The organism is Bacillus sp. H1a, from assembly GCF_000633475.1.
GTDB lineage: Bacteria > Bacillota > Bacilli > Bacillales > Bacillaceae_G > Bacillus_A > Bacillus_A paramycoides.
Genome location: NZ_AYMH01000032.1, coordinates 1 through 14710, shown reverse-complemented (window position 1 = coordinate 14710; position 14710 = coordinate 1). Strand labels below are relative to the sequence as shown.

Sequence of the window (14710 nt, the reverse complement as noted above, 5' to 3'; positions counted from 1 at the left end):
AACAGTTTATGTGAAATTAGAAACATCATCTAAGAGCAAAGATGTACAAACTGCTTTTAAAGCCTTAATTAAGGGGCAAGGCGTTGAAGCGAGTGGACAGTACAAAGATATTTTTGAAGACAGTACCTTTACCGCTGTAGTATTAGGCGGAGATGCAAAAGAGCATAACAAGGTTGTTACAAAAGATTTTAATGAAATCCGAAATATCATTAAAGATAATGCAGAATTAAGTTCTAAAAATCCAGCATACCCAATTTCATATACAAGTACTTTCTTAAAAGATAATGCAACTGCTGCTGTTCATAATAATACAGATTATATTGAGACTACAACTACAGAATATTCTAGTGCTAAAATGACGCTTGATCATACTGGTGGATATGTTGCTCAATTTGATGTATCTTGGGATGAACTCTCATATGATCAAAATGGAAAAGAAGTACTAACCCATAAAACTTGGGAAGGAAACGGCAGAGACAGAACTGCTCATTTCAATACAGTCATACCACTTCCACCGAATTCAAAAAATGTAAAAGTCGTAGCAAGAGAATGTACAGGTCTTGCATGGGAATGGTGGAGAACAATTATTAATGAACAAAATGTTCCATTAACAAATGAAATTAAAGTTTCAATTGGAGGAACAACATTACATCCAAATGCTAATATTAGTCATTAATTAAAGCCTAATATATGTCCGAAGCGCCCTGTTTACAGGGCGCTTTTTTACTTGGTTGCAAGTATATCGGTGCTTTTTCAAATATACCATACTCCTCTAATTGGCCTCACCATACATGCCCATCAACTTAAGAATTAAGAATTACCCCAAAATGAAAAAATGAGCTTTTTTGCTACAAGTTAGCACAAAATTTCGTTCTGGGGGTACTATAAAATTTTAGCTTGATGGCGATGTGGCCAATTTTTTGCTTAGTAGTTCGGCTAGTAGGTGTTGTAAAAGTTGGACGGCCGCCTTATTAAATCGTTGATTCAGTCCCTCAGGACTGATGAGTACTCCTGTTGATGCTTCTAAACAGCTAGATAACTGAGTTAAAGAAGTCATAGCTACATTTTGGATCACTCATACACATAAAGCTACTAAATTTTTTGCTTGGTACTTACTGGTTCGTTGTACAAAACCAACATCTCTAGCAAGATCCCGTAAAGTATTTGGAGATAAAAAACTTTGAATCTCTTGAGCAAATAGTTGTAATTCGTCAGACACAGAAACAGACATGAAAAACGCCATCCTTTCCTATGATTCTATAGAAAGAATAGCGCATTTTTTCATTTGAGGGGAGAACTTTGTTTTATTAGTTTAATAGCGATTGAGTAGCACCAAAGCGTTTAAGAAAAAACTGTACAACAGTTATTTGTTAGGTATTCTATATTTCAGTTAAAAAGAATTTTTAAAAATCAGTACGTTTATAAATTCTCACCGTTAAGAAGTAAGATCCGATAAATATAAGCATGGTAACGATTGAAGCAAGTGTAATTAGTTGATTAATAGTAAATTGTGTAGTAACGCCATATGCAAGGTCAGTAATATTTACATATGCCTCAATTGGTCTCCATAAAACAACACATACAGGGAAAATAATGCTGACAGCAGCCATCAAATATTTATTGGTGAAGCGATAGAAAAATGGTAAGTAGATAGACGTAAACAGCATGACAGTAAGAATACTAACCACAATGGTCTGTGGATTTTCAATTTCAACTCCATAAGTCGGGGATGCAACTTGAATTACTGCTTGTATCAATAATGAGAATAGAACTACTAGAATCGTAAACAACACTGTACCAATATATTTTGACATAATAATTTTATTTCTACTATAAGGCAGGCTATTAATAAATTTGTGACTATTATTCTTTTCGTCGTAATAATGTAGATTTATCATATAAGAACCAGCCACCAAAACGACTATGAACCAAAAACTTCCAAACGTCCCTATAAAAAAGCATATACTAAGTAGGTAGAGTAAGATCAATAATTTTTGCAATCGAAAATCCTTTAATATTAAATTATACATATTGAACATTCCCCTTTTTTGTATAGTACATAATATCTTCTAATGTCGCTTCTTCAATTAATACATCATTCCCTAATTGTGTACGTGAACGGCTGGCGTTACTTGTGAGTGCTTCAAATCCCAGGTTTGTTTCACGAATCCCGATTAATTGTTCTCTGATTTTAGGCGTAAGCAAGGATTTATCCCCTTTTACAGTTGCATATTCTTCAGAAATACTATGTATATCTTTCTCAAACACAATCTCACCATTATGAATAAATACAATATAATCAGCAATACGATCTAAATCAGTGGTAATATGTGTGGAGAAAAAAATTGTTTTATCTTGATCAACCATTAAATCATAAAGGATGTCTAAAAGTTCTCTTCGGAATACAGGGTCGAGTCCAGATGTCGGTTCATCCATAAGTATAAATTCGGCATGGTGTGAAAGTGCAAACGCTAGGGAAGTCTTCATTTTCATCCCTGTAGACATCTCTTTCATTTTTATGTTAGTCGGTAACTCAAAGCGCTGTAAGTAGGATTGGAACTGATTCTCATCCCATTTTTTATACGCTGGAGCAATGAATTTTTTCAGTTGATGAATTGTCATATCTTCATAATAGATATTGTCATCGTATACGAATCCTATACGCTCTTTAATAGAAACTTGGTCCTTTTGATGATTTTTACCAAAAACTGTGATATCCCCGCTATCCTTGCTAATAAGATCCATAATAAGTTTAATTGTCGTACTTTTCCCAGCACCATTTGCGCCAATAAATCCCGTTACAAACCCCTTTTTGATGTTGAACGATGCATTTTTTAAAGAAAATCCCTTATATGTTTTTGAAACATTTTTCACTTCTACAATGTTCTCCATATTTATTCCTCCTCATAAATACAATTAATAATTTGTATTAACTCATCCCTTAATAAATGATTAGCCTTACTCTCTCGAACGATTGTACTGAACTTTTCACGTATTGGATCACTTGGTTCATCCGCTCGTTGTTTCTTTGTTTGTTTTGCAACAAACGAGCCTTTCCCTACTATAGAGTAGATGTAACCCGCTTTTTCAAGTTCTTCGTACGCTCTTTTTGAAGTAATAACACTTACCTTCAAGTCTCTTGCTAATGAACGCATAGAAGGTAACGAATCATCTACTTTCAATGTTTCATTTGATATTTGTAATATAATCTGATCAATGATTTGTTGATAAATAGGTGACTTAGACTTATTAGATAGTAAGATTTTCATGATTCAACTCCTTGCCTCTTAAATGCTTATGAACACATTATACACAATGTGTACAATATATACAATATATACATTTGGAACGATGTTAATTTTTCATATAGGATACCGTCATATTGATATAAAGGCGTTATCCTTTCCTATGATTTCTCAGAAAGAATAACGCCTTTTTCATTTTAGGGGGTATATTGTCTTGTTAGCTTGATAGCGATGGGGTACCGCCAGCATTTCGGAAAAAAACCACGCTAAGCAAAAAATACAATAAGCTGCCCATATGGACAGCTCATTTACATAATTCTCGTTGTCGGAAGTTAAATATTCTCTTGTTGTTCTCTATATATTTTTTTTAGCAAGCTAATGTGAGCTTGATGATAACGATTATGATCAGCTATATGCCATATTCCCCATCTAATTGTCGCCTGCTTTCCATTTTCGTATGAAACAATTTGATTTAAATCATCTTCAGATAACCTTGTACATTCTAAATGAAACATGTCTTGCACTCTATCATAAGCTTTTATTAATTCATTAATAGATACGTTATTTACTGAAGGAAGTTTTCCATTTGGATTAATCATTGGACCATATTCTAATTGGATATTTGTAGGTATAGGTTCATTCTTTAATCGATATACCCAGTGTAAATCTACTACTGATAAGTGTTTTAATAATTGACCTATACTGTTTAGATTTTCAGTTGGTCCTTTATAATCTAGTTCTTCTTGTGTTATATCTGATACTAATATATTTAATCTTTTGTATGTATCCTTAACTGTTGCATATAAAAGAGCAACTGTTGGATGCATTTCTTTATCCATTTCTAAATCAATCACCATGATTATTTCCCCTTTTTAACAAGATTTCACCATAAAGTTATGTTGTATATTCTATACATGTGAGATTAACATAACGTCCTATTATCGGTAGCAAGGACAACGGAGGATCCCTATTCTTACAAGGAATCCGCCTTTTTCTTTTTCTATGAATCTATTTATTTTTTTATACATCCCTATCCTGACGTGGGTTTTAGAGTTCTCGCTTGTTACTGGATTAGCCGAAAAACTGTATAAAATCTTGCATGCTCTTAGCGTGGGTTTTTTCTGAAATGTTGGTGGTATCCCATCGCTATCAAGCTAAGAAATGCAAATAACCCAAAACGAGAAAATTGACATCTCCAGGTGAAAATGTACAATTTTTTGTTTAGGGGGCGTTATAAAATTCTTAAGTTGATGGGCATGTATGGTGACCCCTATTAGACAGAAAAGAAGAAAATCTTACATTGCAAAAACTATCCTACATAGTTACTTAATCCTCTAATCCATAATACTTCATGCTCATACGCCAATCGCTACTCTCATCAATTCGCACTCTCCCATCTTCATCTAACCTTTTGAGAAGATACTCAGCACAATACATTTTCTCTTCCATTACCAGCCAATAACATATTTCATAGAACGATATTTCCGCTGCTGGTAATCCTAACATCTTAAGCACTCCCAACGCACGAGAAGCGTGCTCTTCATAAAAGTTATTTAGTAAGTCTATAGCTTTTTCTGTAAACTTTATCTCGCCTACATCCTCTAAATAGCCTTGTTCAATAAGTTTATCTTTAATGCCTGGTGCTTTGTCTATTTCTGATGGATTTCCTATGTAATCAGTAGCGTTTATTAGATAATATAGCAATTCTTTTTTCTTCTAACACAATTCATCTCCCCTTTATCCCAGTATAGCAAAAAGAAACCGTCACAAACGTAACGGCTCTTTCATTGTTTATTAGAATATTAAAGAGGAGGGACGATATTCGAGATATGTTAAATATAGGATCGATAAGAACCTTTCTGCCCTCTTTCCGACCAATTTCACGGGGAATATCTCAAACTAGTACTGTTCCTGAATCGGCTCGAAAGAGAGCAGAATGTTAAGTGACAAAAAAGTTGTTTAGTTTACAATATAGATTTAATTATAAAGATGAGGTACATCCACATCGCTATCAAGTTAAGAAATTCATTATATCCTAAAACAACAAATGAACTAGATTCCCATAGACCACTAAGAAGAGATAAAATTTTCGTTTTTGGGTTATTTTCTTTTCTTACCTGGATAGCGATAAGTCTGTACCCCTACTATTTGATTTCAATTGCTGAAATTTTATCGTTCCAATCTGCAGCTAGATTAGCAATTTTACCATACCAATCAGAGTGTCTAAATAAGACTCCTTTGCCATATCCTTGAGTTGAAGTATGTTCCCACAGTGTCGTCGAATAACTTGCAGAAGGTGACGCTGTTCTTATGGAAGTTATTCTGTCATTCCAGCTAGAAGGTAAGTTTTTAAACCCATAGCTCCAAGAAAAATACTGTCCATCTTTATCATAGAAATCAGTACTACCAGGTCCGCTACCTCCCATACCTAGGGGCTTTATTTCATTTTCAAGTCTTTTTTGATCTTTTTCAATAAAAGCATCCAAAGTCTCTCTGCTCGTAAAGCCATATGCTAACCAATCCCCATTTGTATTTTGTTTAGGTAGAACCATGGTTACTTTGATGTCTCCGTTGAGCTTATTATTTACTTTAGCTGTGGCATCCACATTCTTTCCATCTACAGTTACATAGTCGAAAGATTTAATCGTATTATCTTTCTCTGCACTTGCTGATATCGTTCCTAATCCTCCAGTTAATGCAAACACAGCTGCTAATGCTCCTACTACTAACTTCTTGAACATACAACCATCTCCTCTTTGCTTGGATTTTTTTGGTACAACTAAAATGTATATCGTTTTTATATTTTTGTAAATATTACAAATTTTTAGAAATAGATAACAGAATATTTGCTGTTTTTTATAGCAACTAAGTTGCTTTTTATCGTTTTTGGGTGTTTATTTTCACTAGGTTGATAAGTATGTGGGGTACAGCCACATACCCATCAAGCTAAGATTTTAAAGTACCCCTTAAATGGAAATTTTGTGTTTTTATAGCATCGAAGTTTATTTTTCTCTTTTTGGGGGGTAACTTGTTTTCTTAAGTTAATGGGCATGGGGTACAGCCATAATTACACATACAGAAAAAGAATCCCTTATGATTTCTGGGATTCTTTTTCTTGTTTAAAGTTTTTTCAGACAAATGATCTGCACATCAATTTATCTTTGATATACAGATCATTTGTCTGATAATTTCTATAAATAATTGCGGCGTAATAAACTTACATAAATGCTTTTAAAAGTTCTTGAACCAATGGAATTGCTCCACCTATGAATTTTAAAACTGCCATTGCGATTTCCATAATCATTTCCTCCTTTTTAATATTATGATGTAGTAAATCTTATACTCTCATTATATTAAGTGTATTAACTCATATCAATACATTTTAATATGCAATATTTCATCTTAAAATCATGCTTAATACTGTTATAATAGAAGAGGTAAATTCTACATCATTTTTCGATATACTAAACAGCTAATGAATACATAAAAAAGGATATTTTCGTATTTGTAAGAGCAACAAAAAGAACTTGTAGGAATCACTACAAGCTCTTTCTCAGATAATGTATAAAAGGTGAATCAAACTATCTCATTCCTCGTAACGGGGAAACCATCTTACATATGGCTTGATTTCATTATATAACAAATATTAACATGTGGAGTTTTAATATTTGAAAATTATGTGAATTAAGAAAACGAGTAAGGTCATAGAGGTATTTGTCTCTAAAAGTCTCAATTATTCATTTTATGCAAAACACTTTAAAACAATATCAATATCATAATAAATTATGATAAATGTAAGAATAGGTAAATAGAGAAGAATGGGTACTATTTCTTATATGCTGTCACTTCACCTATAAGTTGGCCGTATTTGGAAGCATAAGTTGGCCAGAAAACACTTATTTTTGCAGATAATTATCTAATTATTTAACAGAATGGGAAGCATAAATTGGCCGTAAGTTAATTATTAATCCATAAGCTGGCCGTGAATTTTACAAAATGTTGGTTTAAAATAAAGTTTTTTAACTTTCGATGTAAAATACTTCACAGTACTTAAAAATATAACAATAAAGTCATTTAAATCTAATCTCTATAGAAGGGAGGAAATAAATCGTCCTCCCTTCTTTCATTCAAGGGCTGGATTTGTGAAACAATGTATTTATAGAAAATACAGATTAACATTATAAAGCCCCTCACAGTTAGTTAACTATGAAGGGCTTTTTTATTATATAGTGTTGACTAATTCTTTGGAGAAGACTTTTTATTCAATGCTAATAATAAAATCATTCCAATAATACAAGCTGTACCAACCCATTGAAAAACTCCAAAAGGTTCTTTTAGCCAAAAAACTGTTGTTAAAACCGCTGCTAGTGGCTCTAGACTACCCAACAGGCTTGTTTCTTTAGGTGAAAGACTTTGCAGACTCTCTATATAAAACCAGAACGCAAGCATTGTACCGAATATTACAACGAATCCAACGTATAAATAGGCTTCTACTGGTAAATTCATACTATCTATTTGCCAAGGTGGATGAATAAAACTTAATGCCAAACCTCCGATAATCATAGCCCACCCAACAACAACAAGGGAATTAAATTGCTTCAGCAAAGGAACTGCATATAAGGTATAAAATGCTAACGCTACTCCAGATAAAACACCCCAAACTATTGCAGATTTTGATACAGATAGTTGAGAGATAGATCCATTGGTTAATAAAAAAAAGCAACCACCTAAAGCAAGCGCAACGGTTAATATATCTTGTCGTGTTAGTACAGTTTGTTTACGTAAAATTAAGTAAATAATAATCATTACAGGTGCTAGATACTGTAATAGTGTCGCAACAGCAGCATTACCATGTTTAATGGATGCCATATATGTGTATTGAACCGCAAGCATGCCAAGTAATCCGAAGATGAACAGCTGAATAGCAGTCCTTTTATTTTTCCATATACCAAGTATCTGTTCACGGTCTTTTCTAAAAAATTGAACCATTAAGAGTAAAAAACCTCCAATGAGCAATCTTGTCGTTACAAGCCAATTCATATTGATTGTGTATTGTTGAAAGAGCTTCTGTGCAACTGTTCCACCAATCCCCCAAAATATTGCTCCCATAATAACGAGAAATAATCCAGTTCTTCTAGTTGATTCATTCATAATTTACTCTCCACCTTAAATGTAATAATAGTGTTATAATAAGTGCAAAAATGATTAAATAATACTGAAATATTACTAAAAAATATAACTATATTGAGGTGATAATTTGCAACTGAAAAACTTCATTATTGATGAAAACTTAAACGAACGGACTAAACATCGTACCACTATGCTTCCAATTGCTTGTTACGAGACAACAATTAACCAAAATGTCCATGGATATATACCACTCCACTGGCATGAGGAAGTTCAACTTGTTTTGATTTTAAAAGGAGAAGCAATATTTCAAATAAATGAAGAAAGAATAGTAATTCAAAAGGGGGATGGGTTATTTATAAACAGTGGCCACTTACATATGGCAGAAGAAAGTAATAAATCGGGCTGTATCTATATTTGCTTAAACATAGCTCCTCATTTTATTTTGTCACAAGAACTCTATTCAAGCTATGTATTCCCCTATACTCAAGCAACTAATTTACCATACATATATTTATTTGAAAATAAGACCTGGGGGAAAAACATTTTAGACGCCATTCGAAAGATTCATCAATTGATTAAACAAAAATCACCATACTATGAAATGGACATCACCATACAGTTAACATTAATATGGAAAAATTTAATTATTAATGGTGTACAATTAGAACACAATCAGGCAGAAATGTTAAAGAATAATCGAATGAAACAAATGTTAAATTGGATACACCTACATTACGCTGAAAAGATCATGTTAGATGATATTGCAAGAGCTGGTCAATTGAGTCGATCTGAATGTTGTCGATACTTTAAACGACTTTTAAAGAAAACCCCATTGACCTATGTAACTGATTATAGAATTCAACAAAGCTTAATACTGCTGCAACAAGCAGAATCCAATGTTACGGCAGTTTCCTATCAAGTAGGATTTAATAGTACGAGCTATTTCATCGATAAATTCCGAAAGTCGATGAATATGACACCATTAGCATATAAAAAATATAAAATAGATGGTTGCTAACTAAATTAAGTTCTAATGTAAAGCGCCAGTAAAGTTATTGGATTTTTAAAACCTCAAACAAGCATACCCCCGTCCTAAATTTAGAACGGGGGTAAAAGCTTACCTAATAATAATTATTTCAAATTTAGAGTTATTTAACAATCACTTATTCAATATCTGGCTTGATTATTGAAAAGTATGACTGACGTTTTTTAAACAATTTTTATTATTACTTAACAAAATACATGAAAAGGATTGGCAAACACCAAGAAAAGCTACTCCCTTATTGTTGATTTGAAATAAAGTTTAATCAAAAAATCTTCACAAACACATATTATATGGTAAATAAGAAGACTCCATTCTGAAAAAAGTTTAATCAAAATGGAGTCTTTTGTTAGATATCTGCATTTAGTTTTTATAAAAAAGATTGATTAAAACTCATGAACATATCTATTATAACCGTTTACTTATACCTAGCCTATTCTTCAAACCAAAACAGAACTTCAATAGGTGCTTTTAAAACCTTCGCAATATCATAAGTAAGTTTGAATGAAGGGTTATATTTTCCATTTTCGAGATTGCCAATTGTTTCCCTTCTAACACCTACCTTATTAGCTAAATCTTCTTGAGACATATTTAGCCTTACCCTATATTCTTTCATTCGAGTCTTAATTGGCATCTTGCATCCCTTTCTTTTCTCTATGTTCAAATATTTCAAGACTGATTAGGAATGTACCGAATGGTATGAAAAGCGAAATTGTAACAAGGAATCTAATTACATCTAAGTTTTCCAAAATCAAAACACTTAATGTTACTATAATGCCCAGTATGAGTGCTACGAAAAATGCTCTTGTAGCGGCGATACGAACATGCTGTATAAAGAGTTCATCAGGCACAACCTTTGCATACAAAAAGAAGAAAAAGAAACCGAAAAAATAACCTACAAACGATGAATAATCACCTAAAAATGAGAACGGGCTTAAAAAACCAAAAAAACCGAGAAACCCCAAATAAGATAATTTATTTTTCATATAATCCCTCCTATGTGATATATTTCGCTCTTTATGTTATGAATATATCACATTAATTTGAAAATAAAAAGGACTGTAAACAGTGCAACTTTTTTATAAACGGTATAACTTTATTCAAAACGGTACGACTTTTTTATAAACAGTACAACTTTATTTCAAGGCTACACTTATAGGAAGCATAAGTTGGCCAAAACGGCCATCTTATGCTTCTTGTTACATATGACAAAAAACGTTTAGGTATATCATATAGTTTTTTCATAATTTAATTTATTGCAAGCGTTTTCATTTATAGGAATTGTTATAATCTACATTTTTCACAAAACATTTCTTAGCATATTTAAATTTAAGCAGTGGTAACAAAATCCTTATTGTTTATAGTTTTTAACTATGATTTTTTCCTATTTTTAATATATAGATTCCTAAAATAACAAGTCCTAGTCCTACAAACGGGACAGTTGGAAACTTCGTTCCTGTTGATGGCAGGTGATGCTTTTCCTTACTTGCAAGATCATTTTCCATTATGTGCTCTTTACTTTGTATATCATAAGATTGTTTAGCACTTTCATATGTAGCATCCACTTTTTTAATTTCCAGGCCATTTGTTATTTTTTGATTCTTTATTTCTATTTCTGCTATCTCGCCAGTTTTTACTTCCATTTTTTTTATTTTAGGATCAAGTACATAACCCTCTGGAGCCTGAATTTCTTTTACAACATACGTACCAGTAGGAAGTTTATTTAATGTAGCACTCCCATTCTCAGTTGTAGTGATTTCTTGTCTAAAATCCCCATTTTCACTTACAACCTCAAACACTGCCCCTTTTAAAGCCTCTCTATTTTCTCCTACTTTCATAATTTTTAACGCCCCTAAAAACTCCCATTTTACTACTATATCTGTACTGCTTTTTTCACTCATTCTTGGTAATAAAGCAGTTGTATTTTGAATCCTTTGTTGGCCATCAAAGATAACTGCTTGTAAGCTCTGCAATTTTGCATTTACTCTTATCTTGAAATTTCCACTTGTTGCATTTTTGGGAATCATAACTTTAAATTTTTCCTCTATAGAGAACTCATTCTTGTTTTCACCTTGTTCATTTATAATTTTAGCTCCTTCTGGTGCACCCTCCATTTGAACTGAGTATACTCCAGATACTGAATTTGATTGAACTCTATATAAATTTGTTTCAAAATATTCCCCATTCTGCTCTACAGTTTGTTTTCCAGTAGGTATTACGTTCAAATATGTTTCCTGAACTTCAGTACCTTTAGAAGCTTTTTCTACCAATTGTTTTACAAGGTTATATACCTGTTGGTTTTCTGGCTTTGAATCGGCAATTTCAATTTTTTTAGATGCAATCCAGATCGCTAGTTGAGTTGCATAGTAGGCCTCCTCTTTTGTAGAAACTCCTAATTCAGCCGGCGTTTTTTGAGGATATCCATAAAGTAAGACACGATATACAAAATCATTATCTCTTCCAATTTCAGGGAGATCATCTCCGTTAGGTGAATTCAGATCAGGTGATAAACAATATGCAATATCTTTTGATGACGTTCTTAGTAAGTCTGCCTTTATCTTTACTTTAGTATCTTTGAATTTAATATAATTCCAGTTCATTTCAAACTTTTCTTGATGTATTATCTCGGCTGCTGCTTGTGGAATAGAAACCCCTAGCAATATAATGATTAAACTTATAATTCCAAACCATATTGTTAACATCCTGCGTTTCATTTCATTCCCACCATTCATCGAATTTTCAGTAAAAAACTTACATGCTGATTGTATTTGCTGTAAAAGAATATTAGTTTGATTATTCAGAAACCTGTAGGTATAAAAAATGATTGTGTTATAATTTCATATTTTCTTATAATCTTTATCGTTTAATCGGATTTACAATATTTATTAAAGGCACTACTTACTTAACTAAATGTACGGGTGTAAATATTATTCTATACTATTAAAAACTAATTCAAAAAATCAATTTTTAGAATTTAAATCTATGTATTTAAAAATAAATACACTTAACAATCCACCTATTAAATGAATGTTTTTTCTATTCAATTTACCTTCCGAAAACATATGTCTGTATTTTTGGAAAATTTAGATACAATTTACATTTATTATATTCAGAGAATACATGGATTGCAATTCTTTTTTTATGTTATGATATTTTGTTTATTAATTCTTGTACAAGAATTAATAAACAAAATTAAAATAATTTTAATCCTTTCCCATTCCTTTAGCTGTTTATATACATTCATGGATAGATTGAGAATCATATATACGCATGTGCGTTGTAACTTAGAAGGTGAATTTTGATTTCGACTGTTTGGGCACATCCTCGAGAGCCTGAATATACATTCTCTAAAACATTTGGTACTTAAAATACGTTGGCATCTAGGATACGAATCCGTTGAAAATAAAAGAAGAGATGGTTAGAGATTTGTGTTTGTTCACATACTTTTTGTTGTAACCAAGTTCTTTTTAAGGTTAATACACGGGACAATCAAACTGTTTCAACAGAAACATAAGGGACACTATTTGATGCCTGGTCCGACAATTTCATTATATAACAAATATTAACAATTAAAGATTTTAATTTTGGAAATTATGTGAATTAATAGAATAAAACAATCCATCGTATTTTTTATTTCTAAAAAACCCCAATGTTTCATTTCGCATAAACTACTCTAAATCAACATCGATATGATAATAAATTATAATAGAGAAGAATATATCTATATTCAATAATAATTTATACATGCAAAATAAAAGTATAGTTATGTTCACATGTAAGCTACAAAATAGATATTTGTTAACTATCTCTATTCTTTTGCTGGCGGTATTCCTTATAAGAAACAAACTATTAATTTCGTGTACAGAGACAATAAAATCGTTGCTTTTTGATGTAAAAAATTAAGGGCAATACTACAGTTTGTAAGTAGTATTGCCCTTTAAAGTTGTTTAATAGGAGGTATATCTTCTACCTTCCTCCTATTTTAAACATACTTAAAATTTCTCCAGGTAATCCTTCGATTTCACAAATTTTCTCTTTTGGTACCCATTCCGTAGGGATGTTTGTCATATATACCGTAATTCCTCGTAAAAGCTTCGTACGATCTGTATATACTCTGTACCTTTCTTAATTCTTCCATCTTGAAAATAATCAGGATTAGGATTTTTTTGATAAATACGTGTATTCGACTTGATACGAGAAATATAGTAGGCCTCTTTATCTTGTATATATTGAAGGTCTTTTGAATGAAAATAACCTAAATCTCGGATACATAAATCATTCGCTGTCACATTTGGGACACACAGAGAGCCGTAAGTACGATCATGTTGTTTACCTGGACCTGTATGAATATGTAGGAACTGTCCACTTAACAAATCATACTCAAGTTGAATTTTCATCCCAGCTGTATGGCTGCATCCTCCTGCACCTGGATAAACCGATGAAAATACATCCGGGAGTTGAAATGCAGTTGAATCTAAAATACGAATACGCTTGAAAACAGAAGTGTATGGAGAAGAAATCGGCATAAATGCGGCCAATTTTTTGCCTAGTAGTTCGGCTAGTAGGTGTTGTAAAAGTAGGACGGCTGCCTTATTAAACCGTTGATTCAGTCCCTCAGGACTGATGAGTACTTCTGTCGATGCTTCTAAACAGCTAGATAACTGAGCTAAAGAGGTTGATCCATATACATAAAGCGACTAAATCATTTGCTTGGTATTTACTGGTTCGTTGTACGAAACCAGTATCTCTAGCAAGATCCCGTAAGGTATTTGGAGATAAAAAGCTTTGAATCTCTTGAGCAAATAGTTGTAATTCGTCAGACACAGAAACAGACATAAAAAACGCCATCCTTTCCTATGATTCTACAGAAAGAATAGCGTGTTTTTTCATTTTAAGGAAATTTAGTTTTGTTAGCTTAATAGCGATGGGATGGGACCCCTATTTAAACTAAAGCTCTCGTTAGTCCAACAACGATTTAGTCATTAAACATCTTTTCAATATTATTAAGTTCTATCTTTTCTTCTTGTCGATAATCATTATTATTGTTTTTACTCATTATAAAAATATTATGGAGTAAAACAACTTAATAATCTAGTGAACTACTCGCCACTTAGCAAAGCTTGAAGTGGGAGCTTCTCAGTTCCACGACGAAAGCAACCTTTCATCTCCCTGAGCGTTACTTTGGAGTGTTCCAACCCTAGATGTCCAACGCTTGGACGCTCTTTTGGTACGGTTGATATTTTACGCAGGAACCGAATGGCTTGGTTTTCGCACTCTATTTTCTTCCTGCAAC

Annotated in this window: 12 protein-coding genes and 3 pseudogenes; 2 read left to right on the top strand and 13 right to left on the bottom strand. The window is 32.4% G+C overall.

Going from position 1 to position 14710, the window contains the following annotated elements:
* On the top strand, positions 1 to 676 hold a 676-nt coding region (locus tag U860_RS0115630), incomplete at its 5' end, for a thiol-activated cytolysin family protein (RefSeq protein WP_025149288.1).
* Between the two features lie 228 nt (positions 677 to 904).
* Here the strand turns inward: U860_RS0115630 and U860_RS31590 are convergent.
* The 8 genes and pseudogenes from U860_RS31590 to U860_RS0115585 form a co-directional block, all read right to left on the bottom strand.
* Positions 905 to 1231, bottom strand: a pseudogene (locus U860_RS31590) (IS4 family transposase); the annotation flags it as partial.
* Between the two features lie 172 nt (positions 1232 to 1403).
* Positions 1404 to 2030, bottom strand: a complete 627-nt coding sequence (locus tag U860_RS0115620) for an ABC-2 transporter permease (RefSeq protein WP_025149287.1) — start codon at positions 2028 to 2030, stop codon at positions 1404 to 1406.
* A complete protein-coding gene (locus tag U860_RS0115615; RefSeq protein WP_025149286.1) occupies positions 2023 to 2892 on the bottom strand; it encodes an ABC transporter ATP-binding protein in 870 nt (289 codons plus the stop codon). Before U860_RS0115615 ends, U860_RS0115620 begins: the two co-directional genes overlap by 8 nt.
* Positions 2893 to 2894: 2 nt before the next feature.
* Complete coding sequence (locus U860_RS0115610) at positions 2895 to 3269, bottom strand: GntR family transcriptional regulator (RefSeq protein ID WP_025149285.1); 375 nt, start codon at positions 3267 to 3269, stop codon at positions 2895 to 2897.
* Between the two features lie 308 nt (positions 3270 to 3577).
* Positions 3578 to 4099 (bottom strand): DinB family protein, encoded by a 522-nt coding sequence (locus tag U860_RS0115605; protein WP_025149284.1) that lies wholly within the window; start codon positions 4097 to 4099, stop codon positions 3578 to 3580.
* Between the two features lie 472 nt (positions 4100 to 4571).
* The gene (locus U860_RS0115600) at positions 4572 to 4949 is read right to left on the bottom strand and encodes a hypothetical protein (protein WP_025149283.1); all 378 of its coding nucleotides are present in this window, start codon (positions 4947 to 4949) and stop codon (positions 4572 to 4574) included.
* A 440-nt stretch (positions 4950 to 5389) separates the two neighbouring features.
* Positions 5390 to 5986, bottom strand: a complete 597-nt coding sequence (locus U860_RS0115595; protein WP_025149282.1) for a hypothetical protein — start codon at positions 5984 to 5986, stop codon at positions 5390 to 5392.
* 1495 nt (positions 5987 to 7481) lie between these two features.
* A complete protein-coding gene (locus U860_RS0115585; RefSeq protein WP_025149281.1) occupies positions 7482 to 8396 on the bottom strand; it encodes an EamA family transporter in 915 nt (304 codons plus the stop codon).
* Positions 8397 to 8508: 112 nt separating this feature from the next.
* Between U860_RS0115585 and U860_RS0115580 the strand changes: the two genes are divergently transcribed.
* Positions 8509 to 9393 carry an AraC family transcriptional regulator gene (locus tag U860_RS0115580; protein WP_025149280.1) on the top strand — a complete coding sequence of 295 codons (885 nt, stop codon included), beginning with the start codon at positions 8509 to 8511 and terminating at the stop codon, positions 9391 to 9393.
* Between the two features lie 457 nt (positions 9394 to 9850).
* On the opposite strand, the gene U860_RS0115575 is transcribed toward U860_RS0115580, so the two are convergent.
* The 5 genes and pseudogenes from U860_RS0115575 to U860_RS31580 form a co-directional block, all read right to left on the bottom strand.
* Positions 9851 to 10051 carry a helix-turn-helix transcriptional regulator gene (locus U860_RS0115575; RefSeq protein ID WP_018783661.1) on the bottom strand — a complete coding sequence of 67 codons (201 nt, stop codon included), beginning with the start codon at positions 10049 to 10051 and terminating at the stop codon, positions 9851 to 9853.
* Positions 10041 to 10403, bottom strand: coding sequence for a DUF3796 domain-containing protein (locus tag U860_RS0115570; protein ID WP_006097206.1), 363 nt, complete (start codon positions 10401 to 10403; stop codon positions 10041 to 10043). The genes U860_RS0115575 and U860_RS0115570 overlap by 11 nt, the downstream gene beginning before the upstream one ends.
* Positions 10404 to 10784: 381 nt before the next feature.
* Positions 10785 to 12131: a SpaA isopeptide-forming pilin-related protein gene (locus tag U860_RS0115565; RefSeq protein WP_025149279.1), complete on the bottom strand. Its 1347-nt coding sequence runs from the start codon at positions 12129 to 12131 to the stop codon at positions 10785 to 10787.
* Between the two features lie 547 nt (positions 12132 to 12678).
* Positions 12679 to 12873 (bottom strand): annotated as a pseudogene (locus U860_RS36455) (IS4 family transposase); the annotation flags it as partial.
* A 644-nt stretch (positions 12874 to 13517) separates the two neighbouring features.
* A pseudogene (locus U860_RS31580) lies at positions 13518 to 14253 on the bottom strand (IS4 family transposase); the annotation flags it as partial.
* Positions 14254 to 14710: the final 457 nt, after the last annotated feature.

Excerpts from the sequence above, each read along its gene's own strand:
- U860_RS0115565 (WP_025149279.1), bottom strand. The coding sequence starts at position 12,131 with ATGAAACGCAGGATGTTAACAATATGGTTTGGAATTATAAGTTTAATC.
- U860_RS0115610 (WP_025149285.1), bottom strand. The coding sequence starts at position 3,269 with ATGAAAATCTTACTATCTAATAAGTCTAAGTCACCTATTTATCAACAA.
- U860_RS0115585 (WP_025149281.1), bottom strand. The coding sequence starts at position 8,396 with ATGAATGAATCAACTAGAAGAACTGGATTATTTCTCGTTATTATGGGA.
- U860_RS0115620 (WP_025149287.1), bottom strand. The coding sequence starts at position 2,030 with ATGTATAATTTAATATTAAAGGATTTTCGATTGCAAAAATTATTGATC.
- U860_RS0115615 (WP_025149286.1), bottom strand. The coding sequence starts at position 2,892 with ATGGAGAACATTGTAGAAGTGAAAAATGTTTCAAAAACATATAAGGGA.
- U860_RS0115595 (WP_025149282.1), bottom strand. The coding sequence starts at position 5,986 with ATGTTCAAGAAGTTAGTAGTAGGAGCATTAGCAGCTGTGTTTGCATTA.
- U860_RS0115575 (WP_018783661.1), bottom strand. The coding sequence starts at position 10,051 with ATGCCAATTAAGACTCGAATGAAAGAATATAGGGTAAGGCTAAATATG.
- U860_RS0115570 (WP_006097206.1), bottom strand. The coding sequence starts at position 10,403 with ATGAAAAATAAATTATCTTATTTGGGGTTTCTCGGTTTTTTTGGTTTT.